Annotated in this window: 26 protein-coding genes and 1 tRNA gene; 21 read left to right on the top strand and 6 right to left on the bottom strand. The window is 65.7% G+C overall.

Annotation, left to right across the window (positions count from 1 at the left end; genetic code table 11):
- The first annotated feature begins 132 nt into the window (after positions 1-132).
- Entirely contained in the window at positions 133-1,461 is a 1,329-nt protein-coding gene (locus HWX76_RS09280; protein WP_089488378.1) for a YihY family inner membrane protein, read from the top strand.
- 14 nt (positions 1,462-1,475) lie between these two features.
- On the opposite strand, the gene HWX76_RS09275 is transcribed toward HWX76_RS09280, so the two are convergent.
- The gene (locus HWX76_RS09275; protein ID WP_050018170.1) at positions 1,476-1,793 is read right to left on the bottom strand and encodes an Mpo1-like protein; all 318 of its coding nucleotides are present in this window, start codon (positions 1,791-1,793) and stop codon (positions 1,476-1,478) included.
- Between the two features lie 157 nt (positions 1,794-1,950).
- Here HWX76_RS09275 and HWX76_RS09270 point away from each other — a divergent pair, with 157 nt between their 5' ends.
- The 3 genes from HWX76_RS09270 to aroC all read left to right on the top strand — a co-directional run bounded on the left by HWX76_RS09270 (position 1,951) and on the right by aroC (position 5,872).
- The gene (locus tag HWX76_RS09270; protein WP_006488504.1) at positions 1,951-2,406 is read left to right on the top strand and encodes a CBS domain-containing protein; all 456 of its coding nucleotides are present in this window, start codon (positions 1,951-1,953) and stop codon (positions 2,404-2,406) included.
- A 139-nt stretch (positions 2,407-2,545) separates the two neighbouring features.
- Positions 2,546-4,480, top strand: a complete 1,935-nt coding sequence (locus tag HWX76_RS09265) for an MFS transporter (protein ID WP_176015713.1) — start codon at positions 2,546-2,548, stop codon at positions 4,478-4,480.
- Between the two features lie 291 nt (positions 4,481-4,771).
- The gene (gene aroC / locus HWX76_RS09260; RefSeq protein ID WP_050018168.1) at positions 4,772-5,872 is read left to right on the top strand and encodes a chorismate synthase; all 1,101 of its coding nucleotides are present in this window, start codon (positions 4,772-4,774) and stop codon (positions 5,870-5,872) included.
- 138 nt (positions 5,873-6,010) lie between these two features.
- Here the strand turns inward: aroC and HWX76_RS09255 are convergent, their stop codons facing one another.
- A complete protein-coding gene (locus HWX76_RS09255) occupies positions 6,011-7,684 on the bottom strand; it encodes an electron transfer flavoprotein-ubiquinone oxidoreductase (protein ID WP_176015712.1) in 1,674 nt (557 codons plus the stop codon).
- Positions 7,685-7,863: 179 nt separating this feature from the next.
- Between HWX76_RS09255 and HWX76_RS09250 the strand changes: the two genes are divergently transcribed.
- Both HWX76_RS09250 and HWX76_RS09245 read left to right on the top strand, forming a co-directional pair.
- A complete protein-coding gene (locus HWX76_RS09250; protein WP_050012456.1) occupies positions 7,864-8,646 on the top strand; it encodes an SDR family oxidoreductase in 783 nt (260 codons plus the stop codon).
- A gap of 32 nt (positions 8,647-8,678) precedes the next feature.
- Entirely contained in the window at positions 8,679-9,119 is a 441-nt protein-coding gene (locus HWX76_RS09245; RefSeq protein ID WP_050012457.1) for a thioesterase family protein, read from the top strand.
- Positions 9,120-9,239: 120 nt separating this feature from the next.
- On the opposite strand, the gene HWX76_RS09240 is transcribed toward HWX76_RS09245, so the two are convergent.
- On the bottom strand, positions 9,240-9,785 hold the full coding sequence (locus HWX76_RS09240; RefSeq protein WP_050012458.1) for a LuxR C-terminal-related transcriptional regulator: 546 nt from the start codon (positions 9,783-9,785) through the stop codon (positions 9,240-9,242).
- 215 nt (positions 9,786-10,000) lie between these two features.
- Between HWX76_RS09240 and HWX76_RS09235 the strand changes: the two genes are divergently transcribed.
- Positions 10,001-10,705, top strand: a complete 705-nt coding sequence (locus HWX76_RS09235; RefSeq protein ID WP_050012459.1) for a CoA transferase subunit A — start codon at positions 10,001-10,003, stop codon at positions 10,703-10,705.
- Between the two features lies 1 nt (position 10,706).
- Positions 10,707-11,348, top strand: a complete 642-nt coding sequence (locus HWX76_RS09230; protein WP_124637869.1) for a CoA transferase subunit B — start codon at positions 10,707-10,709, stop codon at positions 11,346-11,348.
- 80 nt (positions 11,349-11,428) lie between these two features.
- On the opposite strand, the gene HWX76_RS09225 is transcribed toward HWX76_RS09230, so the two are convergent.
- Genes HWX76_RS09225 through HWX76_RS09215 form a run of 3 tightly spaced genes read right to left on the bottom strand, consistent with a single transcriptional unit; the run spans position 11,429 to position 13,770 of the window.
- Positions 11,429-12,142, bottom strand: a complete 714-nt coding sequence (locus HWX76_RS09225) for an SDR family oxidoreductase (RefSeq protein WP_050012461.1) — start codon at positions 12,140-12,142, stop codon at positions 11,429-11,431.
- A 48-nt stretch (positions 12,143-12,190) separates the two neighbouring features.
- Positions 12,191-13,201 carry a polysaccharide deacetylase family protein gene (locus tag HWX76_RS09220; RefSeq protein ID WP_050012462.1) on the bottom strand — a complete coding sequence of 337 codons (1,011 nt, stop codon included), beginning with the start codon at positions 13,199-13,201 and terminating at the stop codon, positions 12,191-12,193.
- Positions 13,202-13,212: 11 nt separating this feature from the next.
- Positions 13,213-13,770 (bottom strand): ester cyclase, encoded by a 558-nt coding sequence (locus HWX76_RS09215; RefSeq protein WP_176015711.1) that lies wholly within the window; start codon positions 13,768-13,770, stop codon positions 13,213-13,215.
- A 134-nt stretch (positions 13,771-13,904) separates the two neighbouring features.
- Here HWX76_RS09215 and HWX76_RS09210 point away from each other — a divergent pair, with 134 nt between their 5' ends.
- The 13 genes from HWX76_RS09210 to HWX76_RS09150 all read left to right on the top strand — a co-directional run bounded on the left by HWX76_RS09210 (position 13,905) and on the right by HWX76_RS09150 (position 26,845).
- On the top strand, positions 13,905-14,813 hold the full coding sequence (locus HWX76_RS09210) for a LysR family transcriptional regulator (RefSeq protein WP_050012464.1): 909 nt from the start codon (positions 13,905-13,907) through the stop codon (positions 14,811-14,813).
- 124 nt (positions 14,814-14,937) lie between these two features.
- Positions 14,938-15,834 carry an alpha/beta hydrolase gene (locus HWX76_RS09205; protein WP_089488380.1) on the top strand — a complete coding sequence of 299 codons (897 nt, stop codon included), beginning with the start codon at positions 14,938-14,940 and terminating at the stop codon, positions 15,832-15,834.
- A gap of 79 nt (positions 15,835-15,913) precedes the next feature.
- Positions 15,914-16,267, top strand: a complete 354-nt coding sequence (locus HWX76_RS09200) for a RidA family protein (protein WP_176015710.1) — start codon at positions 15,914-15,916, stop codon at positions 16,265-16,267.
- Positions 16,268-16,306: 39 nt separating this feature from the next.
- Entirely contained in the window at positions 16,307-18,541 is a 2,235-nt protein-coding gene (locus HWX76_RS09195; RefSeq protein ID WP_089488381.1) for a bifunctional (p)ppGpp synthetase/guanosine-3',5'-bis(diphosphate) 3'-pyrophosphohydrolase, read from the top strand.
- Between the two features lie 84 nt (positions 18,542-18,625).
- A tRNA-Val gene (locus tag HWX76_RS09190) sits at positions 18,626-18,702 on the top strand.
- Between the two features lie 269 nt (positions 18,703-18,971).
- On the top strand, positions 18,972-20,879 hold the full coding sequence (thrS, locus tag HWX76_RS09185) for a threonine--tRNA ligase (protein ID WP_089488382.1): 1,908 nt from the start codon (positions 18,972-18,974) through the stop codon (positions 20,877-20,879).
- 49 nt (positions 20,880-20,928) lie between these two features.
- A complete protein-coding gene (gene infC, locus HWX76_RS09180; protein ID WP_071734130.1) occupies positions 20,929-21,453 on the top strand; it encodes a translation initiation factor IF-3 in 525 nt (174 codons plus the stop codon).
- A gap of 190 nt (positions 21,454-21,643) precedes the next feature.
- Positions 21,644-21,841, top strand: a complete 198-nt coding sequence (rpmI, locus tag HWX76_RS09175) for a 50S ribosomal protein L35 (RefSeq protein WP_004191477.1) — start codon at positions 21,644-21,646, stop codon at positions 21,839-21,841.
- Positions 21,842-21,871: 30 nt separating this feature from the next.
- Positions 21,872-22,231, top strand: a complete 360-nt coding sequence (gene rplT / locus HWX76_RS09170; protein WP_004192938.1) for a 50S ribosomal protein L20 — start codon at positions 21,872-21,874, stop codon at positions 22,229-22,231.
- 149 nt (positions 22,232-22,380) lie between these two features.
- The gene (pheS, locus tag HWX76_RS09165; RefSeq protein WP_050012469.1) at positions 22,381-23,394 is read left to right on the top strand and encodes a phenylalanine--tRNA ligase subunit alpha; all 1,014 of its coding nucleotides are present in this window, start codon (positions 22,381-22,383) and stop codon (positions 23,392-23,394) included.
- A gap of 97 nt (positions 23,395-23,491) precedes the next feature.
- Positions 23,492-25,921, top strand: coding sequence for a phenylalanine--tRNA ligase subunit beta (gene pheT, locus HWX76_RS09160; protein ID WP_050012470.1), 2,430 nt, complete (start codon positions 23,492-23,494; stop codon positions 25,919-25,921).
- Between the two features lie 71 nt (positions 25,922-25,992).
- Positions 25,993-26,379: an integration host factor subunit alpha gene (locus HWX76_RS09155; RefSeq protein ID WP_006486093.1), complete on the top strand. Its 387-nt coding sequence runs from the start codon at positions 25,993-25,995 to the stop codon at positions 26,377-26,379.
- 52 nt (positions 26,380-26,431) lie between these two features.
- The gene (locus HWX76_RS09150) at positions 26,432-26,845 is read left to right on the top strand and encodes a MerR family transcriptional regulator (protein ID WP_050012471.1); all 414 of its coding nucleotides are present in this window, start codon (positions 26,432-26,434) and stop codon (positions 26,843-26,845) included.
- The last annotated feature ends 33 nt before the right edge of the window (positions 26,846-26,878 follow it).

Genomic DNA, 26,878 nt, shown 5'->3' with positions numbered 1-26,878 from the left:
GCGTGCGGCCGCGCGCGTGCCCGGTGCAGTCGGCCCCTGCTGGGATCGAGCGGCTATTATAGGGGCTGAAGCCGTCGCGCAGCGCGGCGGCGGCGCGCCGTGACGCGCGCAGTTTCGAGAAGGAGAAGCCGTTTGCCGAAGTTGAGCGTCGATCTCGACACCATCAAGCGCCTCGCGCAGTTCGCGGCCCGGCGCAGCGCCGAGGATCGCATCCCGCAGGTGGCGGGGAGCCTGACCTTCACGACGATGCTGGCGCTCGTGCCGCTGCTGACGGTCGCGTTCGCGCTGTTCACAGCGTTCCCGATGTTCGCGTCGTTCCAGATCTCGCTGCAGGGGTTCCTCGCGGATCACCTGATGCCCGCGCAGTTCAACATCCAGATCTTCAAGTACCTGAACCAGTTCGCGTCGAAGGCCAAGGGGCTGACGACGGCCGGGCTGATCGTGCTCGTCGTCACGTCGGTGATGACCATGATGACGATCGAATCGGCGTTCAACCTGATCTGGCGCGTGCGCAAGCCGCGGCCGTTCGCGCAGCGCGTGCTCGCGTACTGGGCGCTGATCACGCTCGGGCCGTTGCTGTTCGGCGTGAGCCTGTCGATTTCGTCGTACCTGTTCACGCAATCGCTCGCGTTCACCGGCGCGGGGGCGTCGACGTCGATCGTCGAGTGGCTGCTTGCACTTGCGTCGCTGCCGTTGACGGTGCTCGCGTTCACGCTGCTGTACGTGTACCTGCCGAACTGCGCGGTCGCCTGGCGCGACGCGGTGATTGGCGGGCTGTTTGCGGCCATCGCGTTCGAACTCGCGAAGCGCGGCTTCGGCTACTACGTCCGGCGCATTCCGACCTATACGGCCGTCTATGGCGCGTTCGCGGCGCTGCCGGTGTTCCTGCTGTGGGTGTATCTGAGCTGGTTCATCGCGCTGCTCGGCGCGATGGTCGCGTCGGCGCTGCCGGCGATTCGCGTCGGCCAGTTTCACCGGATCCACTATCCGGGCAGCGACCTGCTCGACGCGCTCGAACTGCTCGCGCGGCTGGCCGAAGCGCGCGCGGCCGGCAAGCGCGGCTACACGGCGCTGCGGCTCGCGACGATGCTGCGCTGCGACATGGAAACCGCGCAGCGGCTGCTGACGACGATGGAGGAGCGGGAATGGGTCGCGCGGCTCGACGGCGGCGAAGAGGCCACGCCGCGCTATATCCTGCTCGCGAACCCGGAGCAGCTGACGCTCGCCCAACTGTTCGACGTGCTGGTGATCGATCGTACCGAGTTGACGTACCAGCTCGAGCGGCGCCGCAGCCACGTCGAAGGCGCGGCGCTGCTCGAGGTGCTGTCGAGCGACCGGTTCGACGTGACGCTCGCGTCGTTGATCGCCGCGCACCGGCTCGCGGGCGGGCAGCCGGCCGCGAGCGCCGGGCCGGCGCCGGGCGCGGCCGACCCGCACGCGCGGCCGCCGCGGCCGGCCTGAAGGCGGGCCGGCGGCTACAGCGGGATCTTGCCGGTACAGATATCCTTGAACATCACCCAGTCGCCCATCAGGCTGTAGATCGGGTGCCGGAACGTCGCCGGACGGTTCTTCTCGAAGAAGAAGTGGCCGACCCACGCGAACCCATAGCCGCAGACGATCGCCGCCGGCAGCCACAGCCAGTGGCCGGTCGCGACCGCCATCGCGACGCAGCCGATCACGCCGAGCGAGCCGATGAAGTGCAGCCGCCGCGACGTCAGGTTCTGGTGCTCGTTCAGGTAATACGGGTAGAAATCAGCGAAGCGGGCGAATTGCTCCGTATGCGTATGCGCCATGGCCGTCTCCTCGGGCCGCTGTTCATGAGGTCATTGTGCGGCCGGCGGGCCGCGTCCGCAAGCGGCGGCGGCCCGCCGCGCCGGCCCGTGCTTTCCTTTTGACAGGCTTTCCGATAGGATCGAAAGAGATTTTGCATTCAAGCATGAGGGGACTACGATGCGCGTCAGCGATATTCTGAAAGTGAAGGGCAACACGCTGTTTACGGTGACGCCCGATAAGCCGCTGCGCGAAGCGGTCGATACGATGGCCGAGCACGACATCGGTTCGCTCGTCGTGATGGAGTACGGCGATCTCGTCGGGATGCTGACGTTTCGCGAGATCATCCTGCGCCTGCACGTGAACGGCGGCGCGATCGGCGACGTGCAGGTGCGCAAGGTGATGGACGAGCCGCTCACGTGCACGCCGGAAACGGACGTCAACGAAGTGCGCCGGATGATGCTCGAGCGTCACGCACGCTACATGCCCGTGCTCGACAAGAAGGTGCTGATGGGCGTCATTTCGTTCTACGACGTCGCGAAGACGGTCGTCGAGGCGCAGAGCTTCGAGAACCGGATGCTGAAGGCGTACATTCGCGACTGGCCGGAATCGGAAGCCGAAGCGCACAAGCCGTGAATCGCGCCGCGCCCGGCACGTCGATGCATGGGCGCCGCCATCCGGCACGCGGCGGCGCAGGCATGTCCTGCGCCGCCGTTTTTTCAACGACAACACGAGGCCCGCGCAGCATCGCCCAGACGATGCGCGCGTATTCCGCATGAGCGATCACACGCAAGCCACATCGGGGCGGCGCGACGAACGTCGCGCCCACGCATCGCAGTTCGACCTGCTGCGCGAGCGCCGCTTCGCGCCGTTTTTCACGACCCAGTTCCTCGGCGCGCTGAACGACAACGTCTTCAAGATCGGCTTCACGTCGCTCGTCACGTATCACACCGCGCGGTTCTCCGGCGTCGATGCGAAAACGGCCGCGTTCCTGATTTCCGCGATCTTCATCTTGCCGTTCGTGCTGTTCTCGGCCACCTCGGGCCAGATCGCCGACAAATACGACAAGGCGACCCTCACGCGCTTCGTGAAATCGTTCGAGATCGTGCTGATGCTGGTCGGCGCGGCCGGCTTCGTCACGCACAGCGCGACGCTGCTGTCTCTGTGCACGTTCATGATGGGGATGCATTCGACGCTGTTCGGGCCCGTCAAGTATTCGTACCTGCCGCAGCATCTCGGCGAACATGAACTGGTCGGCGGCAACGGGCTCGTCGAGATGGGTACGTTCATCGCGATCCTGATCGGCACGATCATCGGCGGCGCGGCGGCCGGCATCGAAGGCAGCGGCGAGCGCGTGCTCGCGGTGAGCGTCGTCGTCATCGCGCTGGCCGGGCGGCTCGTCGCGCAGCGCGTGCCGTCGACGCCTGCGCCGCAGCCCGATCTCGTGATCAACTGGAACCCGGTCAGCGAGACCTGGCGCAACCTCAAGCTCGCGCGGCAGAACCGCACGGTGTTCCTGAGCCTGCTCGGCATCTCGTGGCTGTGGTTCGTCGGCGCGACGTTCCTCACGTCGTTCTTCAATTTCGCGAAGGACGTGCTGTCCGCGAGCCCCGACGTCGTCACGGTCCTGCTCGCGACGTTCTCGGTCGGCATCGGCCTCGGTTCGCTGCTGTGCGAGCGGCTGTCGCAGCGGCGCGTCGAGATCGGCCTCGTGCCGCTGGGCTCGATCGGCATCAGCGTGTTTGCGATCGAGCTGTATTTCGCAAGCCACGCGCTGCCGTCGCCCGGCCATCTGCTGTCGGTCGGCGAATTCCTCGGCGGCGCGCGCCACTGGCGCATCCTGGCCGACCTGTTCCTGCTCGCGATGTTCGGCGGCTTCTACAGCGTGCCGCTGTATGCGCTGATCCAGAGCCGCAGTGCGCCGACGCACCGCGCGCGGATCATCGCCGCGAACAACATCCTGAACGCGCTGTTCATGATCCTGTCGGCCGTGATGGCGATGGGGTTGACCAAGGCCGGCATCGACATCCCGGGGCTGTTCCTCGTCACCGCGCTGTTGAACGTCGTGGTCGCGACGTATATCTACCTGCTCGTGCCCGAGTTCCTGCTGCGCTTCGTCGCGTGGGTGCTCGTGCATACGTTCTACCGGATCCGCCTCGTGCACGCGGAGCGAATCCCGGCGGAAGGGGCGGCGGTGCTCGTGTGCAACCACGTCAGCTACGTCGATGCGCTCGTGCTGGCCGCCGCGAGCCCGCGTCCGATCCGTTTCGTGATGGATCACCGGATCTTCAAGACGCGTTTCGCGAGCTGGGTATTCCGGCATGCGAAGGCGATTCCGATCGCGCCGCGCCACGAGGATCCCGCGATGCTCGCGCGGGCGTACGACCTCTGCGAGGCCGCGCTGAAGGACGGCGAACTCGTGTGCATCTTCCCCGAGGGCAAGCTGACGAAGACCGGCGACATCAACACGTTCCATCACGGCATCACCGAGATCCTGAACCGCACGCCGGCGCCGGTGATCCCGATGGCGCTGCGCGGGCTGTGGGGCAGCTATTTTTCGCGGCATACCGATGCGCGGATGCCGCGCCCCATCAAGCGCGGCGTGATGAGCCGGCTGACGCTGGCGGTCGGCGAGCCGATTCCGGCGTCGGTGGCGACGCCCGAGGCGCTGCAGGTCGCGGTGACCGAGCTGCGCGGCGCGCGGAAGTAGGCGGGCGGGCGTCGGGTCCGGCGCGGGACGGTCGATCCGCGCACCGGGCCGGGATGGCGGCCCGGTTCGGCGGGTCCCGAGCGCAACGCCGAGGGCCTGCGATTGCCACACCTGCCTCGCATCCGCCCTTATCCGCGGCTGGCCCGTGTGGTCTGAACGGTTCACCCGGCCCGCGGGCCCGGGACGGCTGGCATAATAGCGGTTTACCTCTTTCTCGACCGGCAAACGATCGACCTGCCTGCGGCGCCGGCAGCGCATCGGTTTGACCATTTCTCTTTGGGCGGTTCCATCATGTCCGGCAATACCCTCGGCACGCTTTTCACTGTCACGACCTTCGGCGAATCGCACGGTCCCGCGATCGGCTGCGTGATCGACGGCTGCCCGCCGGGGATGGGGCTGACCGAAGCCGACATCCAGGTCGAGCTCGATCGCCGCAAGCCCGGCACGTCGCGGCACGTGACGCAACGACAGGAGGCCGACGAGGTCGAGATCCTGTCGGGCGTGTTCGAAGGCGTGACGACCGGCACGCCGATCGCGCTGCTGATCCGCAATACCGACCAGCGCAGCAAGGACTACGGCAACATCGTCGAGACGTTCCGTCCCGGTCACGCCGACTACACCTATTGGCAGAAATACGGCATCCGCGACTACCGCGGCGGCGGCCGCTCGTCCGCACGCCTGACCGCGCCGATCGTCGGCGCGGGCGCGGTCGCGAAGAAGTGGCTGCGCGAGCGCTTCGGGGTCGAGGTGCGCGGCTACATGAGCGGCCTCGGCGACATCGACGTGCCGTTCGTCGACTGGTCGTACGTGCACGAGAACCCGTTCTTCTCGCCGAACGCGGCGGTCGTGCCGGAGCTCGAGGCGTACATGGATGCGTTGCGCAAGGACGGCGATTCGATCGGCGCGCGCATCGACGTCGTCGCGTCCGGCGTGCCGGTCGGCTGGGGCGAGCCGGTATTCGACCGTCTCGATGCCGATATCGCGAAGGCGATGATGAGCATCAACGCGGTGAAGGGCGTCGAGATCGGCGCGGGCTTCGACAGCGTCGCGCAGCGCGGCTCGGTGCACGGCGACGAACTGACGCCGGCCGGCTTCGTCGGCAACCACGCGGGCGGCGTGCTCGGCGGGATTTCGACGGGGCAGGACATCACCGTGTCGATCGCGATCAAGCCGACGTCGAGCATCCGCACGCCGCGCCGCTCGATCACGAAGTCCGGCGAAGAGGCGACGGTGGAAACCTTCGGTCGCCACGATCCGTGCGTCGGCATTCGCGCGACGCCGATCGCCGAATCGATGCTCGCGCTGGTGCTGATCGACCATGCGCTGCGCCACCGCGCACAGTGCGGCGACGTCGAGACGGCCACGCCGAAGATCGCGGGCAGCGCGACCTGATAGAAGCGGGCGCGTCGCGTCGGCCGTCGAACGATGAATGCAAGCGGGGCGCTGCGTGATGCAGCGCCCCGTTTCGTTTGCGGCGGTGGTGTGCCGTGACCAAAAAACGCGCCGCTCGCGGCGGCGCGTTCCGGCAGCTTACATGTTCGGGTAGTTCGGCCCGCCGCCGCCTTCGGGCGTGACCCACACGATGTTCTGCGTCGGGTCCTTGATGTCGCAGGTCTTGCAGTGCACGCAGTTCTGCGCGTTGATCACGAGGCGCTCGCCGCCGTCGTCGTTCTTCACGAACTCGTACACGGCCGCCGGGCAGAAGCGCGCCTCCGGCCCCGCGTACGTGCGCAGGTTCACGTTCACCGGCACGCTCGCATCTTTCAGCGTCAGGTGCGCCGGCTGGTTCTCCTCGTGGTTCGTGTTCGAGATGAACACCGACGACAGCCGGTCGAACGTCAGCTTGCCGTCCGGCTTCGGATACGCGATCGGCTCGCACTGCGACGCCGGCTTCAGCATCTCGTGGTCCGCATGCTGGTGATGCAGCGTCCACGGCACGTTGCCGCCCATCACCTTCTGCTCGAGCCCGACCATCAGCGTGCCCAGGTACAGGCCCTTCGCCATCCACTGCTTGAAGTTGCGCGCGCGGTACAGCTCCGTGTACAGCCACGATTGCTTGAACGCATCGGGGTACGCGTTCAGCTCGTCCGACTGACGGCCGGCCTGCACCGCGTCGAACGCGGCGTCGGCCGCCAGCATGCCAGTCTTGATCGCCGCGTGGCTGCCCTTGATCCGCGATGCGTTCAGGAAGCCCGCGTCGTCGCCGATCAGCGCGCCGCCCGGGAACACCGTCTTCGGCAGCGACAGCAGGCCGCCGGCCGTGATCGCCCGCGCGCCGTACGACACGCGCTTGCCACCTTCGAGGAACGCGCGGATCGACGGGTGCGTCTTGTAGCGCTGGAATTCCTCGAACGGCGACAGGTACGGGTTCGTGTAGCCCAGGCCCACCACGAAGCCGACCACGACCTGGTTGTTGTCCATGTGATACAGGAACGAGCCGCCGTACGTATCGGACTTCAGCGGCCAGCCGGCCGTGTGGATCACGAGGCCCGGCTTGTGCTTGGCCGGATCGATTTCCCACAGTTCCTTGATGCCGATCCCGTACGCCTGCGGATCGGCGTTCGCGTCGAGCTTGAACGTCGAGATCAGCTGGCGGCCGAGGTGGCCGCGGCAGCCTTCGGCGAACAGCGTGTACTTCGCGTGCAGCTCCATGCCGAGCTGGAAGTTCTCGGTCGGCTCGCCGTCCTTGCCCACGCCCATGTTGCCGGTGGCGACGCCCTTCACCGAGCCGTCGTCGTTATAGAGGATCTCCGCAGCCGGGAAGCCGGGGAAGATCTCGACGCCCAGCGCCTCGGCCTGCTGGCCGAGCCAGCGCGTCACGTTGCCCAGCGAAATCACGTAGTTGCCGTGATTCTTGAAGTTGTCCGGCAGCGCCCAGTTCGGCGTCGTGACGGCGCTCTTCTCGGACAGGAACAGGAAGCGGTCTTCGCTCACCTCGACGTCGAGTGGCGCACCGCGTTCCTTCCAGTCGGGAAACAGCTCGGTGATCGCGCGCGGGTCCATCACCGCGCCCGACAGGATGTGCGCGCCGATCTCGGAACCCTTCTCGAGCACGCACACGCCGATCTCGGTGCCTTTCTCGGCGGCCAGCTGCTTGAGCCGGATCGCGGCAGACAGCCCGGCGGGGCCGCCGCCGACGATCACGACGTCGTATTCCATCGATTCGCGCGGGCCGTATTGCTCGATGAGGCTTGCGGGGGTCATTGGCGTTCCTCTAACCGTTAGAATGCTTTTATTCGGGAGCGTATTGTCTGCGAAACGAAACGCTTGCCGCAACAGCATGCGGGTAGATTAGCACGATCGTTCTATTTTTTGTGCTAGGGTAATGCCGCCCGGGCTGTGCCGTCCGGGCTGGCGCAACGATATCGAAAGGGGATGTGCAAATGGGTCGATCGATCAATCTGGAGGGCAAGGTTGCGCTGGTCACGGGCGCGTCGAGCGGCCTCGGGCAGCGTTTTGCGCAGGTGCTGTCGCAGGCCGGCGCGAAGGTCGTGCTCGCGAGCCGCCGCGTCGAGCGCCTGAAGGAGCTGCGCGCGGAGATCGAGGCGGCGGGCGGCGCCGCGCATGTCGTGTCGCTCGACGTGACTGACGTCCAGAGCATCAAGGCGGCCGTCGCGCATGCGGAGACGGAAGCCGGCACGATCGACATCCTCGTGAACAATTCGGGCGTGTCGACGATGCAGAAGCTCGTCGACGTGACGCCGGCGGATTTCGAGTTCGTGTTCGATACGAACACGCGCGGCGCATTTTTCGTCGCGCAGGAAGTCGCGAAGCGGATGATCATGCGCGCGAACGGCGGCGGCAATGGCAAGCCGCCGTGCCGGATCATCAACATCGCGTCGGTGGCCGGGCTGCGCGTGTTCCCGCAGATCGGGCTGTACGCGATGAGCAAGGCCGCGGTCGTGCAGATGACGCGTGCGATGGCACTGGAGTGGGGCCGCCACGGGATCAACGTGAATGCGATCTGCCCCGGCTATATCGATACCGAAATCAATCATTACCTGTGGGAAACCGAGCAGGGCCAGAAGCTGCAGTCGATACTGCCGCGCCGGCGCGTCGGCAAGCCGCAGGATCTCGACGGGCTGTTGTTGCTGCTCGCGGCCGACGAGTCGCAGTTCATCAATGGCTCGATCATCTCCGCGGACGACGGCTTCGGCCTTGCGTGAGCGGATGACATTTCGCAACAAAGAAGACAGCAATGAGCGCAACAAGCGATTACTCCCCCGTTTTTGAGATGTCGATGCCGATCCGTTGGGGCGACATGGACGCGTTCGGCCATGTGAACAACACGGTCTATTTCCGCTACATGGAGCAGGCGCGGATCTCGTGGTTCGAGCAGCTCGGCATTGCGGGCGGCAACGGCGAGGGGCAGGGGCCCGTCATCGTCACTGCGTCGATGGAGTTCCTCAAGCAGCTGCACTATCCGGGCGACGTGATCGCGAGGATGTCGGCCGCGAAGCCCGGCCGAAGCAGCTTCGACACCGGCTTCGAGCTCACGCGCGCGGACGATCCGCAGCATGTCTATGCACGCGGCAACGCGCGCTGCGTGTGGGTCGATTACGCGCTCGGCAAGTCGGTGCCGCTGCCGCCGCTGCTGCGCGACACGATCGAGCACGCGCTCGCGACGAAAATCGGCTGAGCGCGCATATCGGCAGGCCGTGCGCACCGGGTCGCCGGCGGCGCGCCGTGCCCGTCGTTTCCGTCAATCGGCCGCCATGTGCGGCCGATCGTCATTCGCGCGCCGCGATGCAATGCGCGTTCACTGCCCGAGCAGGCGCTGCAGCAGCTCCGGCGTATTGTTCGTCCCGTATTTGCGCATCAGTCGCGCGCGGTAGATGTCGACCGTGCGGGAGCTGATGTCGAGCACGCGCCCGATCTGCTTGCTGGTCTTGCCGGTCGCGAGCTGCGCGGCGATCTCGCGTTCGCGCGGGGTCAGCTCGACCGCGACGCGGCGCGTCGCGCTCAGATCCTCGAAGGTCCAGATGCCGGCCGCGAGCGGCGCGGTGCGGTCGAGCGCGCGGCCCGTCACGTGGCACCAGAACAGTTCGCCGTCCGCGCGCTTCATGATTCTGTCGTCCGAGTAGACGCCGTTCGCGACCATCACGCGTGCGATGCGCTCGCCGATTCGCTGGAATTCGTCCGTGGACGGGTAGAGCACCGCATACGATTTTCCGGTCAGGTCGGCCCGCGCGCAGCGGAAGATCGACGCGAGCGCGTCGTTGCAGTCCTCGATCACGCGGTCGCGCGACAGCACGAGGCCGAGCGGCGCGAGGTGGAAGGCGGTCTGGTAATCGAGATCGGGCATGGCGCGGGGGCGGAGGGAAATGCTTATGTATTTTTGCGTATTGTGCCGCATCCGCGCCGCATCGTACCCTTTCAGGCATCTCGCGGCGTTCGTCGCGACATAAAAAGCGTGCCTCGACGCAGGCATCGCCGCGCATGCATAGAATGGTGCGGCGGGCTTGCGCCACGTGGCGCGTGAACCGGTTTTGCTGGTTTCCATAGAGGAAGGGACAACTGATGAACAAAGTCTATCCAAGCGCGGCTGCCGCGCTGGAGGGGATCGTCCGTGACGGACAGACCTTCGCGGTGGGCGGCTTCGGCCTGTGCGGTATTCCCGAGGCGCTGATCGCGGCGTTGCGCGATTCGGCCGTCAAGGGCATCACCTGCATCAGCAACAACGCGGGCGTCGACGGTTTCGGCCTCGGCCTGCTGCTGGAAACGCGCCAGATCAAGAAGATGATCTCGTCGTACGTCGGCGAGAACAAGGAGTTCGAGCGCCAGTACCTGGCCGGCGAACTCGAGCTCGAATTCACGCCGCAGGGTACGCTCGCCGAGAAGCTGCGCGCGGGCGGTGCGGGCATCCCCGCGTTCTTCACGAATACCGGCTACGGCACCGTGATCGCGGAAGGCAAGGAAACGCGCCAGTTCGGCGATCGCCACTACGTGCTCGAGCAGTCGCTGACGGCCGACGTCGCGCTCGTCAAGGCGTGGAAGGCCGACAAGTCCGGCAACCTGATCTATCGCCGCACCGCGCGCAACTTCAACCCGATGTGCGCGATGGCCGGCAAGATCACCGTGGTCGAGGTCGAGGAGATCGTCGAGAACGGCACGCTCGATCCGGATCAGGTTCATACGCCGGGAATCTTCGTGCAGCGCATCGTGCTGAACGCGACGCCGGAAAAACGCATCGAACAACGCGTCGTACGCGCGAAAGGAGACTGACATGGCCTGGAATCGTGACCAGATGGCTGCGCGTGCGGCGAAGGAACTGCAGGACGGCTTCTACGTGAACCTCGGCATCGGCCTGCCGACGCTCGTCGCGAACCACGTGCCGGAAGGCGTCGAGGTGTGGCTGCAGTCGGAGAACGGCCTGCTCGGCATCGGCCCGTCGCCGACCGAAGACGAAGTCGACGCCGATCTGATCAACGCCGGCAAGCAGACCGTCACGACGCTGCCCGGTTCGTCGATCTTCTCGTCGGCCGATTCGTTCGCGATGATTCGCGGCGGCCACATCAACCTCGCGATCCTCGGCGCGATGCAGGTCAGCAAGCAGGGCGACCTCGCGAACTGGATGATCCCCGGCAAGATGATCAAGGGGATGGGCGGCGCGATGGACCTCGTCGCGGGGGTGGGGCGTGTCGTCGTGCTGATGGAGCATGTCGCGAAGGGCGATCAGCACAAGATCCTCGACGAATGCAACTTGCCGCTCACGGGTGTCGGCGTGGTCGACCTGATCATCACCGATCTCGGCGTGATCGAAGTGACGCCGTCCGGGTTGAAGGTGCTCGAACTCGCCGACGGCGTGAGCGTCGACGAGATCCAGACGAAGACGGGCGCACTGCTCGACGTCAGCGCCGTGGCCTGAGCACGACCCTGGTGCGTGATCCTCGACGCCCCGCGTTCCCGACGGAGCGCGGGGCGTTTTGTCACGAACGCACGTACGCGTCACGCAATCGCGCCGCCGCCGTCGATCAGTACCGTCGAACCGGTTGCATAAGGCGTGGCCGCCAGATACAGGATCGCATTCGCGACATCCTCCGGCTGGCCGACCCTGCGTGCCGGAAGCCGTTGGGCGGCGCCCGCGTACATCGCGTCGCGTGCGTCGGGCGCGAGCTTATCCCACAGCGGCGTCGCGATCAGGCCCGGCGACACGGTGTTCACGCGAACCGGCGCCAGTTCGAGCGCCAGCCCTCGGGCGAGCGCCTCGAGCGCCGCGTTGATCGCGCCTTGCAGGACCGACGACGCGCTCGGCCGCACGCTGAGGAACCCCGACACGAACGTCAGCGAGCCGCCTGGCGCGATATCGATCGCGCGGGCGATGCGGTAGGCGCCCCAGAACTTGCTGTCCATCGCTGCCTGCGCGTCGGCGAGCGGCAGCGCACGGAGCGGGCCCGTGGCCGTCTTCGCGGCTGAAATCACGACGTGGTCGAACCGGCCGACGCGCGCGCAGAACGCATCGACGTCCGCCGTATCGGTGATGTCGAGCGCTTCGGTCCGCACCTGCGCGCCCGGTATGGCATCGATGCCGAACCTGGCCGGATCGCGCGACGCGATCGTCAGATGCGCACCGCGCCGCGCGAATGCCGTCGCGGTGGCGGCGCCGATGCCGGAGCTTCCGCCGACGACGAGTACGTTCTTTCCGTGGAGCGGATCGTTCATGAAAGTCTTTCCTGGGTAGTGAATTGAGCAGAGTTGAGCGGAATCCGGTCAGATCGTTTCGGCCTCGCGCAGCGTCGACGGGCTGTGCAGCGCGAAGCGCGCGATGTCGTCCTTGCGCATGAAAACGACCCCCGGGTGTGATCGAGCGTAGTGCAGGAAGGTGTCCCACGCGCGGACCATCTGCGGCGTGCCGCTGATCCGGTCGTGCGCGCTGATCGACATCAGTCTGCGCCGCTGTCCGGCTTCCGCGTACAGCTGGTCGAAATCCAGCTTGATCTGCTCGACGAACATCGTCGGCGAGTAGTTGCGGCCTTCGATCAGCAGGATGTCGTTGTTGCGCAGCGTGTACGGGACCACCGCGAAATCGCGGCCGCCGACGGTCTCGATGAACGGTTCGTCGCGGCTGACGTCGTCGATGTGATACACGTAGCCGAGTTCCTGCAGCAGCGATAGCGTATGCGGGCCGCGCCGCAGCCAGTTGCAGTTGTAGCCGGTGGGGCGCTGGCCGGTCACCGCCTCGACCATGTCACGCGCGTCGGTCAGGAAGCGGCGCTCGTCGTCGCGGCTCATCGCGAATTGCGCGCGCCACGTCGGGCCGTGCGCGGCGGCTTCGTGGCCGCGCGATACGATTTCGCGTGCCAGTTCGGGGTGCCGGCGCGCGGCTTCCCCGATCATGTGCGACGTCACTTTCACGCCGTGCCGGTCCCACAGATCGAGCAGGCGCGGAATGCCTTCCCGGTAGCCATACGCAAACCAGGTGGCCGACGCGAGATCGACCGGCACCGACGGCGGGAACGCGACGGCCGGAAACGGGCTGTCCGCGCCCGTGGGCGGTTGGCCGCCCGCCTCGAACTGCATCGAGATCGAGATCACGAGCCGCGCGCCGTCCGGCCAGAACGGCGTGGTGCCCGGTGCGGCAGGCATCGGCGTCGGCGCGGCGGTGGCGGGCACGGACGTGCCTGCGGCCAGCGCGACGCCGGCCGCGAGCCCGGCGCCGGCCTGGGCCAGGAATGTGCGGCGCGGCAGCGGCGTCGCGGAAGTGTCGTTACCGTGAGTCATCGTCCCCTCCGTCAACCGACGAGCCCAAGCTGACGCATCAGCGTCAGGTTGTCTTCGATGTGCCAGTTTTCCGCGATCCGGCCGTGGTCGATCCGATAGATATCGGTCGCGATGAAGTCGATCGCCTGTCCGCGCCCGGCCGTTCCGTTGAACGCCCCGGTGAAATGCCCGCGGAAATGCAGGTGCACGACGACCCGGTCGCCGGCGACGATCATCTGTTCGATGTCGCAGCGCAGGTCCGGGATCGCGCCGCGCATCGTGCTGGACGCCGCGAGCGGCCCCGGTAGGCCCTGTTCGCGGCCGGGCGGCAGCGTTCGGTCGGTGAAGTCGTCGGCGAGCGCCGCGCGGGCGAGCGCGGGGTCGCCGGTATTCCAGAAGCTGCCGTAGCGGCGCGCGGCCAGCACGTGCGCGCGGGCCTGCGCGGCCGGCAAGCCCGCCGCGACGGTCAGCGTGTGCGGCTCGACGAGATCGGCGGCATGGGCCGCGGCGGGCCAGAGCGCCACGACGCAAGCAGCTGCCGCGAATGCGTGCGCGACGGGGCGGGTGGCCGAACGAAGGCGGATCGACATGGTTTCGAGGGTCCTGTGAAAGCGTCAGGCGACGACGCGGAACAGGTATGGTAGGTTTCCGTTCTGCATGCAAATACGGGCAAAAGGCGAATGGATTATTCGAAAAAAGGAAAGGTTTGGGTGAGGCGGGCGCCATGACGCTGATCGACGATTTCCCGGCGCTCGATACCTTCGCGCGGATCGTGTCGGCCGGCAGCCTGTCGGCGGCGGCGCGCGAGCTCGACCTGTCGTTGTCCGTCGTCAGCAAGCGACTCGCGCATCTCGAGTCGCGGCTCGGCGTGCGCCTGCTGCACCGGACGACGCGGCAGCAAACGCTCACCGACGACGGCGCGCAGTTTCACGCGCAGGTGCTACGCATCCTCGCGGAGGTCGAGCAGGCGGAAACGCTGATGCGCGATCGCCGCGGCACGGTCAGCGGCGTGCTGCGCGTGACGGCGCCCGGCGAGCTCGGCCGCCTGCGAATCGCGCCGCTCGTGGCGGCCTTTCAGCAGCGACATCCGCAATTGACCGTACAGCTGATGCTGACCGATACGGTCGTCGATCTGCTCGCGTCCGACATTGACGTCGCCGTGCGGATCGGCAATCTTGCCGATTCGACGATGATCGCGCGCGAGCTGGCGCCGAATCATCGCGTGCTGTGCGCGTCGCCGGGTTATCTCGCGGCGCACGGGTCGCCGGCCCATCCGGTCGAGCTTCGTGCGCATCGATGCATCGTGATGGGCGACCAGCCGCGTGCCGAATGGCGGTTCGACGGCGCGCAAGGCGGCGTGGCGGTCGAGGTGACGGCCGCGCTGCTGACCAACGACGGCGGCGCGGCGCGCACGCTGGCGCTCGAGGGCGCGGGCATTGCGCTGAAGTCGATCTGGGACGTCGGCGCCGATCTCGACGCCGGCCGGCTCGTACGCGTGCTGCCGGCCTTCGCGGCGTCCGCCGCGCCGCTGCATGCCGTCTATCCCGGCGGCCGTCACGTGCCGCTGCGCGTGCGGACATTCGTCGATTTCCTGCGCGAGCAGTTGCGTCATGCGTGGCACCGCCACGACTGAACCCACCCCGGGTGGCGGGCCGGGCGCGTGGCGACCCGTCATTCCGAAGCGGTTTACAATCGTTTGCATCGGGCGTCGCAAGCGTTGCCCCGCGCGTCGCCCCCCGTTCGACAGGATGCCAACGATGCCAACGACCTCAGCGAATCCCCCGGTTCCCCGCCAGCGGCGCGTGCAGTGTGCGAGCACGGCCGGCCTTCACCACGTCGCCTATACCGAGTGGGGCGACCCCGCGAATTCGCGCGTGCTCGTCTGCGTGCACGGCCTGACCCGCTCCGGCCGCGATTTCGACCGGCTGGCCGCCGCGCTGTCCGATACGTATCGCGTCGTCTGCCCCGATGTCGCCGGGCGTGGCCGCTCGGACCGGCTGGCCGATCCGCGGCTCTATGCGATTCCGCAATACGTGGCCGACATGGTGACGCTGATTGCCCGGCTCGACGTCGAATCGGTCGACTGGTTCGGCACGTCGATGGGCGGCCTGATCGGCATGGCGCTTGCCGGGCTGCCCGGTTCGCCGCTGCGCCGGATGATCGTCAACGACGTCGGTCCGCGCATCGAGCCCGATTCGCTGACGCGTATCGGCGAGTACCTCGGCGTGCAGCCGCGCTTTGCGACCGAGCAGGAGGGAGTCGATTATCTGACGTCGCTGTCGCTGCCGTTCGGTGCGCTGAGCGCCGACGAGTGGCGCGAGATCAACGGGCCGCTGCTGCACGAACTGCCCGAAGGCGGCTGGACGATGCGCTACGATCCGCGCATCGCCGAGCCGTTCAAGGCGACGACGCCCGAACTGGCCGCGCTCGGCGAGGCCGCGCTGTGGCGCGCGATCGAGACGACGGACGCGACGCTGCTCGTCGTGCGCGGCGAGACGTCCGACCTGCTGTCGCGCGAGACGGCGGCCGAAATGGTCCGTCGCGGCCGGCATGTGACGCAGGTCGAGATTCCGGGGGCAGGGCACGCGCCGGCGTTCGTCAGCGCGGACCAGATTGCGCTCGCGCGGCGGTTTTTCGTCGAAGGCGACGCATAAACGCGTCATAATATGCGGTTCGGCGGCACGCGGGCCGTGCCGCCGCCCGAATCCCTACCCATCACGACCGGAACATTTCATGGCAGTCATTCGTCACCACGGCGGGGCCCGTCTCTCCGAAACCGCGATCCACAACGGTACCGTGTATCTGGCCGGCCAGATCGCCGAAGACACCACGCAGGACATCCGCGGCCAGACGCGCGAAGTGCTCGGCCACATCGACCGCCTGCTCGCCGAAGCGAACAGCGATAAGGCCCATCTGCTGTCGGTGCAGATCTACATCTCGGATCTCGCGAACTTCGAAGGCATGAATGCCGAGTGGGACGCATGGGTTGCGGAAGGCAACGCGCCGCCGCGCGCGACCGTCGAGGCGAAGCTTGCCGATCCGGCGCTGCTCGTCGAGATCGTGGTCGTCGCCGCGCAGCGGAGCTGAGCGTCAGCCAAAGATGACCGTATTCCGGCAGGCCGTGCAATGACCGAATCCGTTTCCGCTTCTCCCGTCGCGGCGCCGTCGTTCGACGACGTGCTCGCGTTCGTGCGCGAGCGGGCCGGCGACGCGCGCCTGTCGTCCGGCGAGCTGCTCGCCGATCACTCGGCCGGCACGGCGTCGATCATGCGCACGCTGAACGTCGATCCGCACGCGATGCAGGCCGCCGCGCTGTTCGTGCTGACGCCGCATCTGAGCGACCCCGAACGCGAGCTGACCGAGCGTTTCGGCGACGAAGTCGCGCGGCTCGTGGCCGACGTGCGCAAGCTGTTGCGGCTCGGCACCGTCAGCCTGCGCGCCGCGCAGAACGCGAAGCCCGACTCCGGGCGCGACGCGGCGGAAGAGCGGCGCACGCAGATCGAGGCGCTGCGCAAGATGCTGCTCGCGTTCGCGCAGGACATCCGCGTGGTGCTGATCCGCCTTGCTTCGCGCTTGCAGTCGCTGCGCTACTACGCGGCCGCGAAGCTCGATCCGCCGCCCGACGTCGCGCGCGAGACGCTCGAGATCTATGCGCCGCTCGCGAACCGTCTCGGTATCTGGCAACTGAAGTGGGAACTCGAGGATCTCGCGTTCCGCTTCGAGGATCCCGTCACCTACAAGCGGATCGCGAAGCTGCTCGACGAGAAGCGCATCGAGCGCGAGGCGTACGTCACGCAGGCGATCGCGCGGCTGCAGCACGAGCTCGCGCAAGCGCACATCCAGGCCGACGTCAGCGGCCGGCCGAAGCATATCTACAGCATCTGGCGCAAGATGCGCGGCAAGGAGCTCGATTTCTCCGAGCTGTACGACGTGCGCGCGTTTCGCGTGATCGTGCCCGACATCAAGGATTGCTACGCGGTGCTCGGCATCGTGCATCACCTGTGGCAGCCGGTGCCGAAGGAGTTCGACGACTACATCTCGCGGCCGAAGCCGAACGGCTACAAGTCGCTGCATACGGTCGTGATCGGCGACGACGGCCGTGCGTTCGAAGTGCAGATCCGCACGCAGGAGATGCATCGCTTCGCCGAGTACGGCGTCGCCGCGCACTGGCGCTACAAGGAGGCCGGCGCACGCGGCTATGGCGGACAGTTCTCGGCGAGCGACAAGTACGACGAGAAGATCGCGTGGCTGCGTCAGTTGCTCGCGTGGAAGGACGACGTCGAGGACGGCACCGAGGTGTCGGGCGATCAGGCGTGGGCGCAACTGCGCGAGACGTCGCTCGACGACGACCACATCTACGTGCTGACGCCGCAGGCGCGCGTGATCGCGCTGCCGCAGGGCGCGACGCCGGTCGATTTCGCGTACCACCTGCACAGCGAGCTCGGCCATCGCTGCCGCGGCGCGCGCGTCGACGGCGTGATGGTGCCGCTGAACACGCCGCTTTCGAACGGCCAGACGGTCGAGATCGTCGCGGTGAAGGAAGGCGGGCCGTCGCGCGACTGGCTGAACCTGCAGCTCGGTTACCTGAAGAGCCCGCGTGCGCGGCAGAAGGTGCGTGCGTGGTTCAACTCGATCGAGCAGGAAGAAAACATCGCGCACGGCCGCGCGCTCGTCGAAAAGACGCTGCAGCGCGAGGGCAAGACGTCGGTCAGCCTGGACAACCTCGCCGCGAAGCTCGGCTTCAAGTCGCCCGAGGAGCTGTTCTCGGTCGTCGGCAAGGAAGAATTCAGCCTGCGCAACGTCGAGCACGCGCTGTCCGACGCGCCGCCGCCGGAACCGGCGCCCGAGGCGCCGGCCGATTTCGAGAAGCGCAGCAGCGGCGCGAGCGTCGCGCACGGTGCATCGACCGGCGTGCTGGTGGTGGGCGTCGACGCGCTGCTGACGCAGCTGGCGCGCTGCTGCCGTCCGGCGCCGCCCGATCCGATCAGCGGTTTCGTCACGCGCGGCAAGGGGATGTCGATCCACCGCACCGACTGCCCGACGTTTCGCCGGATGGTCGAGCGCGCGCCGGAACGCGTGCTGCAGACGACCTGGTCGGCCGACGTGCTGGGCGGGCGCGGCGCGTCCGTCTATCCGGTCGACCTGATGATCGAGGCGAGCGATCGGCAAGGGCTGCTGCGCGATATCTCCGAAGTGTTCGCGCGCGAAAAGATCAACGTCGTGGGCGTGAAGACGCAAAGCCGCCGCAATGCGGCCTTCATGCAGTTCACGGTCGAGGTCTCGAATTCGGCGCAGGTGCAGCGCGCGTGCACGCTGCTCGGCGAGGTGCAGGGCGTCGTGCGGGCAGGGCGGAAATCCTGATGGGGTTGGATCCGCGTTATTTTGCTGCGACCGCATAAAACACTTGCCAAGCCTGCAGCCACTCCATATAATCTTAGCTTCTCTAGGCTCGTAGCTCAGTTGGTTAGAGCACCACCTTGACATGGTGGGGGTCGTTGGTTCGAATCCAATCGAGCCTACCAACGAATTGAGAATGCCCGGCCTCCGGGTGTTCGAAGCAGTACACAACTCAACGCGAACAAGGCGAATACGGTTATGACACCGCGAACGTTGACCGAAACCACTTCGGAGCGACGCTAGTCGAGGAACGTTTTCGCCCTTTCAGTTTGAGTGAAGTATCGAATGCGGCCCCTCGAAAGCGGGGCCGCATTTTTTTTGTCGCGAATTTTCACGCGCGAGTTGATCTCGCGTACCTGGTCTGCCGCCCACTGTCGGCATCACGGAGAATGCTATGGTTTCGATACGCTTGCCTGACGGCTCAGTTCGACAATACGAGCATCCGGTGACAGTTGCCGAGGTTGCGGCCTCGATCGGTCCCGGCCTCGCCAAGGCTGCGCTGGGTGGCAAGCTCGATGGCGAGCTCGTGGATACGTCGACGCTGATCGACCGCGACGCGTCGCTCGCGATCGTCACGGACAAGGATGCCGACGGCCTCGACATCATCCGCCACTCGACCGCCCACTTGCTCGCGTATGCGGTGAAGGAGCTGTATCCGGACGCGCAGGTGACGATCGGCCCGGTGATCGACAACGGTTTCTATTACGACTTCTCGTACAACCGCCCGTTTACGCCGGAAGATCTGGAAAAGATCGAAAAGCGCATGCAGGAACTCGCGAAGAAGGACGAGCCGGTCACGCGCCGTGTCGTGTCGCGCGACGAGGCGGCCGGTTACTTCCGCAGCATCGGCGAGAAGTACAAGGCCGAGATCATCGAATCGATTCCGCAAAGCGACGAAATCAAGCTGTATTCGCACGGCGGCTTCACCGATCTGTGCCGCGGCCCGCACGTGCCGTCCACCGGCAAGCTGAAGATCTTCAAGCTGATGAAGGTCGCGGGCGCGTACTGGCGCGGCGATTCGAAGAACGAGCAGCTGCAGCGCATCTACGGCACGGCCTGGACGAAGAAGGAAGACCAGGACCAGTACCTGCACATGCTCGAGGAAGCGGAAAAGCGCGACCACCGCAAGCTCGGCAAGCAGCTCGACCTGTTCCACATGCAGGAAGAGTCGCCGGGGATGGTGTTCTGGCATCCGAAGGGCTGGGCGCTGTGGCAGCAGGTCGAGCAGTACATGCGCCGCCGCGTGAACGACGCCGGCTATCTCGAGATCAAGACGCCGATGATCATGGACCGCTCGCTGTGGGAAGCGTCGGGCCACTGGCAGAACTATCGCGAGAACATGTTCACGACGGAGTCGGAGAAGCGCGACTACGCGATCAAGCCGATGAACTGCCCGGGCCACGTCCAGGTGTTCAAGCACGGCCTGCGCTCGTACCGCGACCTGCCGCTGCGTTACGCGGAATTCGGCTCGTGCCACCGCAACGAGGCGTCGGGCGCGCTGCACGGCCTGATGCGCGTGCGCGGCTTCGTGCAGGACGACGCGCACATCTTCTGTACGGAAGATCAGTTCATCTCGGAATCGATCGCGTTCAACACGCTCGCGATGAGCGTGTACAAGGACTTCGGTTTCGATCACATCGACATCAAGCTGTCGCTGCGCCCCGACCAGCGTGCGGGGACGGACGAAACGTGGGATCGCGCCGAGCAGGGTTTGCGCGACGCGCTGACCGCCTGCGGCCTCACGTGGGAAGAGTTGCCGGGCGAGGGTGCGTTCTACGGCCCGAAGATCGAGTACCACATCAAGGACGCCCTCGGCCGCTCGTGGCAGTGCGGCACGCTGCAGCTCGACATGGTGCTGCCGGAGCGCCTGGGCGCCGAGTACGTCGCCGAGGACAACAGCCGTCGCCGGCCGGTGATGCTGCACCGCGCGATCGTCGGTTCGATGGAGCGTTTCCTCGGCATCTTGATCGAGCACCATGCTGGTGCAATGCCGGTCTGGCTCGCGCCGTACCAGGCAATTGTGCTCAATATCGCCGAAAGTCAGGCCGAATATGCGCACGCTCTGACCCAAACGTTGCAAAAACAAGGGGTTAGAGTGGCGGCCGATTTGCGCAACGAGAAGATTAGCTATAAAATACGCGAGCACACGCTGGAAAAGGTGCCTTATCTCCTCGTCGTGGGCGATAAGGAGCGTGATGCGCAAACGGTAGCCGTGCGTGCCCGTGGCGGCGTCGATCTTGGCGTTATGCCGGTCGAAGCCTTCGTTGAGCGTCTGCAGGAAGACCTGCGCTCGTTCAAGTAACCGCCCTGGCAGCGCGGCTCATTTTTTTAATTTTTAGAGGAAACGTAACATCGCTACTGATAAGTCGTCGCACCGCATCAACGGTGAAATCACTGCGCCGGAAGTGCGCCTGGTCGGGATCGAGAACGAACCGCTCGGTATCGTAAAACTCGCTGACGCTTTCCGTAAATCGGAAGAACTGGATGTTGACCTGGTGGAGATCGCGCCGCAAGCGGTGCCGCCGGTTTGCCGTCTGATGGATTACGGCAAGTTCAAGTACCAGGAATCGAAGAAGCAGCACGAAGCGAAGCTGAAGCAGAAGGTCATCCAGGTCAAGGAAGTCAAGTTCCGCCCGGGTACCGATGACGGGGATTACAACGTCAAGCTCCGCAATCTCGTGCGCTTCCTCGAAGAGGGCGACAAGACGAAGATCACGTTGCGTTTCCGCGGCCGCGAAATGGCTCACCAGGAAATCGGTATGCGGATGCTGGAGCGTCTGCGCACGGATCTCGAGGAAGTCGGCCAGGTCGAGCAGATGCCGAAGATGGAAGGGCGCCAGATGATCATGGTGCTCTCGCCGAAGAAAAAGAAGTAACGAGCCCGCGCGCATCGCGCGCAGGTTCGACAGTGGTTCGGCGCGTAGCCCGGTCAGGGCGGCGCGCCAACGATGACGGCGGCTGCGCAAGCGGTGCGCCGTACACAAGTGGACTGGGTTTCGAAGGGCGGGTCAAGGGCGCAAGCCAACCGCACACCCATCGCCATCTAATAAACTGGAGTTGTTCGTCATGCCTAAGATGAAGACCAAGAAGAGCGCTGCAAAGCGCTTCGTGGTGCGTCCGGGCGGTACCGTCAAGCGCGGTCAAGCCTTCAAGCGTCACATCCTGACCAAGAAAACCACGAAGAACAAGCGCCATCTGCGCGGCGCAACGGCAGTTCATGATTCCGATCTGAACTCCGTCCGCGCGATGCTCCCGTTCGCGTAACCCCTCAACTGATACTCCAAGGAGAGAAACATGCCTCGAGTCAAACGTGGGGTAACCGCACGGGCCCGCCACAAGAAGATCATCAACCTGGCCAAGGGTTATCGCGGCCGCCGCAATAACGTCTACCGCATCGCCAAGCAGGCGGTGATGCGCGCTGGTCAGTATGCGTATCGCGATCGCCGCAACAAGAAGCGTGTGTTCCGCGCACTGTGGATCACGCGTATCAACGCGGCAGTTCGCCAGCACGACATGACCTACAGCGTGTTCATCAACGGCCTGAAGAAGGCGTCGATCGAACTCGACCGTAAGGTGCTGGCCGACATGGCGGTGTTCGACAAGGCTGCTTTTGCTGCGATCGTCAAGCAGGTGAAAGCCGCCGTTGCAGCCTAATTGCGAAATTAGCACTGCGTGGTTAGTTGCAGCGAGGTTCCGGTAGTCTCGGCCGCTGCAGCGAAAACGGGGCTCTTCCGAGCCCCTTTTTTGTTTGGCGAGGCCATTTCGCTCGCCAAGACCGAATGACGTTGGAAATGATGGGATCTATGGATCTGGACCAGATTGTCGCCGACGCGCAGCAGTCCTTCGAACAGGCTGCCGACATCACCACGCTCGAAAACGAGAAAGCCCGATTTCTCGGCAAATCGGGTGCGCTGACCGAGTTGCTCAAGGGCCTCGGCAAGCTCGATCCCGAAGCACGCAAGACCGAAGGCGCACGCATCAACGTCGCGAAGCAGCAGGTCGAAGCCGCGCTCACCGCCCGTCGCCAGGCCCTGGCCGACGCGCTGCTGAATCAGCGCCTCACCGCCGAAGCGATCGACGTGACGTTGCCGGGCCGTGGCGCCGGTGCAGGCAGCCTGCACCCGGTGATGCGCACGTGGGAGCGTGTCGAACAGATTTTCGGCTCGATCGGTTTCGACGTGGCCGACGGCCCCGAAATCGAGACCGACTGGTACAACTTCACGTCGCTGAACAGCCCGGAGAACCATCCGGCGCGTTCGATGCAGGACACCTTCTACGTCGAAGGCAAGGATGCCGACGGCCGCCAGCTGCTGCTGCGCACGCACACGAGCCCGATGCAGGTGCGTTATGCGCGCATGAACCGTCCTCCGATCAAGGTGATCGCGCCGGGCCGCACGTATCGCGTCGACAGCGATGCGACCCACTCGCCGATGTTCAATCAGGTCGAGGGGCTGTGGATCGACGAAAACATCAGCTTCGCCGACCTCAAGGGCGTCTATACCGACTTCCTGAAAAAATTCTTCGAGCGCGACGACATCCTCGTGCGCTTCCGTCCGTCGTATTTCCCGTTCACGGAACCGTCGGCCGAGATCGACATGATGTTCGAGCACGGCAAGAACGCCGGCAAGTGGCTCGAAATTTCCGGCTCCGGGCAGGTGCATCCGACCGTGATCCGCAACATGGGCCTCGACCCCGAGCGCTACATCGGTTTCGCGTTCGGCAGCGGCCTCGAGCGCCTGACGATGCTGCGCTACGGTGTCCAGGATCTGCGGCTGTTCTTCGAGAACGACCTGCGTTTCCTGCGCCAGTTCGCATAACGCCGCTCGCCGCGCCGACCTGTGCCCGCGCATGCCCCGACGGACGTTTCCGACGGAGCCCGGGCGTCGATCTAACCTGTTTCGAACGTAGACATCCATGCAATTCCCTGAATCCTGGTTGAGAACCTTTGTCGACCCGCAGCTGACGACCGACGCCCTGTCGCACGCGCTGACGATGGCGGGGCTCGAAGTCGAATCGCTGAGCAAGGCTGCGCCGCCGACGTCGAAGATCGTCGTCGGCCGCGTGCTCGAAGTCGTCAAGCATCCGGATGCGGACAAGCTCAATGTCTGCCAGGTCGACGCCGGCACCGGCGCGACGCTGAACATCGTGTGCGGCGCCCCGAACGTGGCGCCCGGCATCAAGGTGCCGGTCGCGCTGGTCGGCGCGGAACTGCCGCCGGCGGAAGAGGGCGGCAAGCCGTTCGCGATCAAGCTGTCGAAGCTGCGCGGCGTGGAGAGCCAGGGGATGCTGTGCTCGGCGCGTGAGCTGAAATTGTCCGAGGATCACAGCGGGCTGCTGATCCTGCCGGAAGATACGCCGATCGGCCAGGACATCCGCGAGACGCTCAATCTCGACGACACGATCTTCGAAATCAAGCTGACGCCGAACAAGGCCGACTGCCTGTCAGTGTTCGGTATCGCGCGCGAGACGGCCGCGATCACCGGCGCACCGCTGACGCCGGTCGACATCCGCCCGGTGAACGTCGAGCTCGACGAGACGCTGCCGGTGCGCATCGCCGCGCCCGATCTGTGCGGCCGCTTCTCGGGTCGCGTGATCCGCGGCGTGAATGCGCACGCGAAGACGCCGCAGTGGATGGTCGAGCGCCTCGAGCGTTCGGGCCAGCGCAGCGTGTCCGCGCTCGTCGACATCTCGAACTACGTGATGTTCGAGCTCGGCCGCCCGTCGCACGTGTTCGATCTCGACAAGATCCACGGCGGCATCGAAGTGCGCTGGGGCAAGCGCGGCGAATCGCTGAAGCTGCTCAACGGCAACACGGTCGAACTCGACGAAACGGTCGGCGTGATCGCGGACGATCGTCAGGTCGAAAGCCTGGCCGGCATCATGGGCGGCGACAGCACGGCCGTCACGCTCGATACGACCAACATCTACCTCGAAGCCGCGTTCTGGTGGCCGGACAGCATCCGCGGCCGCGCGCGCAAGTACAACTTTTCGACCGATGCGGCCCATCGCTTCGAGCGCGGCGTCGATTACGCGACGACCGTCGAGCACGTCGAGCGCATCACGCAACTGATCCTCGAAATCTGCGGCGGCAAGGCCGGCCCGGTCGACGATCAGGCGGTGAACCTGCCGCAGCGTGTGCCGGTGAAGATGCGTGTGTCGCGCGCGAACCGCATCATCGGCGTGAAGATCGACGCCGACGAGATCGCGAACATCTTCACGCGCCTCGGCCTGCCGTTCGAGCGTGAAGACGACGCGTTCCTCGTCACGCCGCCGTCGCACCGCTTCGACATCGAGATCGAGGAAGACCTGATCGAGGAAGTGGCGCGCATCTACGGCTTCGAGAAGATTCCGGCGCGGCCGCCGGTCGCGACGAGCGAAATGCGTGCGACCCACGAGACGCGGCGTTCGATCCACGACATCCGTCACGCGCTCGCCGCGCGCGACTACGCGGAAACCGTCAACTTCAGCTTCGTCGATGCGGAGTGGGAGCAGGATTTCGCGGGCAACGACAACCCGATCCGTCTGCTGAACCCGATCGCCAGCCAGCTTTCGGTCATGCGCACGACGCTGTTCGGCAGCCTGATCTCGGTGCTGCGCCACAACCTGAACCGCCGCGCCGATCGCGTGCGCGTGTTCGAATCGGGGCGCGTGTTCATTGCCGATCCGTCGGTGAAGGCCGGCGAATTGGCGGTCGAAGGTCATGCGCAGCCGAAGCGCGTCGGCGCGCTGGCGTACGGTCCGGCATTCGACGAGCAGTGGGGCGTCGCGACCCGCGCGGTCGATTTCTTCGACGTGAAGGGCGATCTCGAGGCGCTGCTCGCGCCGGCGGTCGCGCGCTTCGTGAAGGCCGAGCATCCGGCCCTTCATCCGGGCCGCAGCGCGCGCATCGAAGTCGATGGCCGTGCGGTCGGCTGGATCGGCGAGCTGCATCCGCGCCTGATGCAGAAGTACGAGCTGCCGCACGCACCGGTGATGTTTGAAATCGACGCGGATGCGCTGACTGCACGTGCGCTGCCCGCGCCGACCGACGTGTCGAAATTCCCGCCGGTCCGTCGCGATATCGCCGTTGTCGTCGATCAGGCGGTCGAGGTTCAGGCACTTTTCGACGAAATGAAGAAGGCGCTTGCCGAAGACGCCTGCCGATTCGTTCAGAAGGTTGTACTCTTTGACGAATTTCGTGCAAAATCAAATACTTCCGGTGGTCTTGCCGCGAACGAGAAGAGCCTTGCCTTCCGCGTGACGCTGCAGGACGCGGCTGGCACGCTGCAGGACGAGGTCGTCGATCAGGCGATCCAGACGCTGGTCGAGCGAATGGCTCGTGCCGGTGCGCGCCTGCGCGGCTAAGGAGAGGGCCCGCCCGTTCGCGGGCGGCTTTTTCCATCGTAAGTTTTGATTCAACGCGCTGTATGGCAGATATGAACGACATGACCTCGAGTGAATTCGAAGCCCTCCTGACGGCGCAACGCAGCGCCATGAACCGCGACGCTTCGGCGCCGGCGTCCACGGAGACGCCGACGCTGACGAAGGCGGAACTGGCGGAGCTGCTGTTCGATAGCGTCGGGCTGAACAAGCGTGAAGCGAAGGACATGGTCGAGGCGTTTTTCGAAGTGATCCGCGATGCGCTCGAAAACGGCGAAAGCGTCAAGCTGTCGGGGTTCGGCAATTTCCAGTTGCGCGACAAGCCGCAGCGCCCGGGCCGCAACCCGAAGACGGGCGAGGCGATTCCGATCGCGGCCCGCCGGGTGGTAACTTTCCACGCGAGCCAGAAGCTGAAGGCGCTGGTCGAAAACGGCGCGGAGTAATACGCGCCCACGCCCCGCGCGGCCGCCGCGCACCCTTACCGACGGTTAACCGATGACCACCACGGTTGAGAAAGTCGTCTTGCCTCCGATTCCCGCGAAGCGCTACTTCACGATCGGCGAAGTCAGCGAACTGTGCGGGGTCAAACCACACGTGCTGCGTTACTGGGAACAGGAGTTCACTCAGCTGCGGCCGGTGAAGCGGCGTGGCAACCGGCGGTATTACCAGCATCACGAAGTGCTGCTGATCCGGCGGATTCGCGAGTTGCTGTACGAGCAGGGCTTCACGATCAACGGCGCGCGCAACCGGCTCGATTCGCCGGGCAGCGATCGGGCCGCGGCGGAGCCGGTCGAATCCGATGTGCAGGCCGCCGATGCGCGCGGGGCGGCCAACGCGGGCGCAAACGTCGATGTGACCGCGTTGCGGCAGGCATTGCTGGACGTGATCGACGGACTGAAACACGACTGAGCGCACGGTGCGCAGGATGTATGGGAAAGCCCG

Origin of the sequence: Burkholderia sp. BCC0398, from assembly GCF_902833245.1 — a bacterium.
GTDB lineage: Bacteria > Pseudomonadota > Gammaproteobacteria > Burkholderiales > Burkholderiaceae > Burkholderia > Burkholderia sola.
Note: the sequence above shows the minus strand (reverse complement) of the source record. Positions and strands in the feature narration are given on the sequence as shown.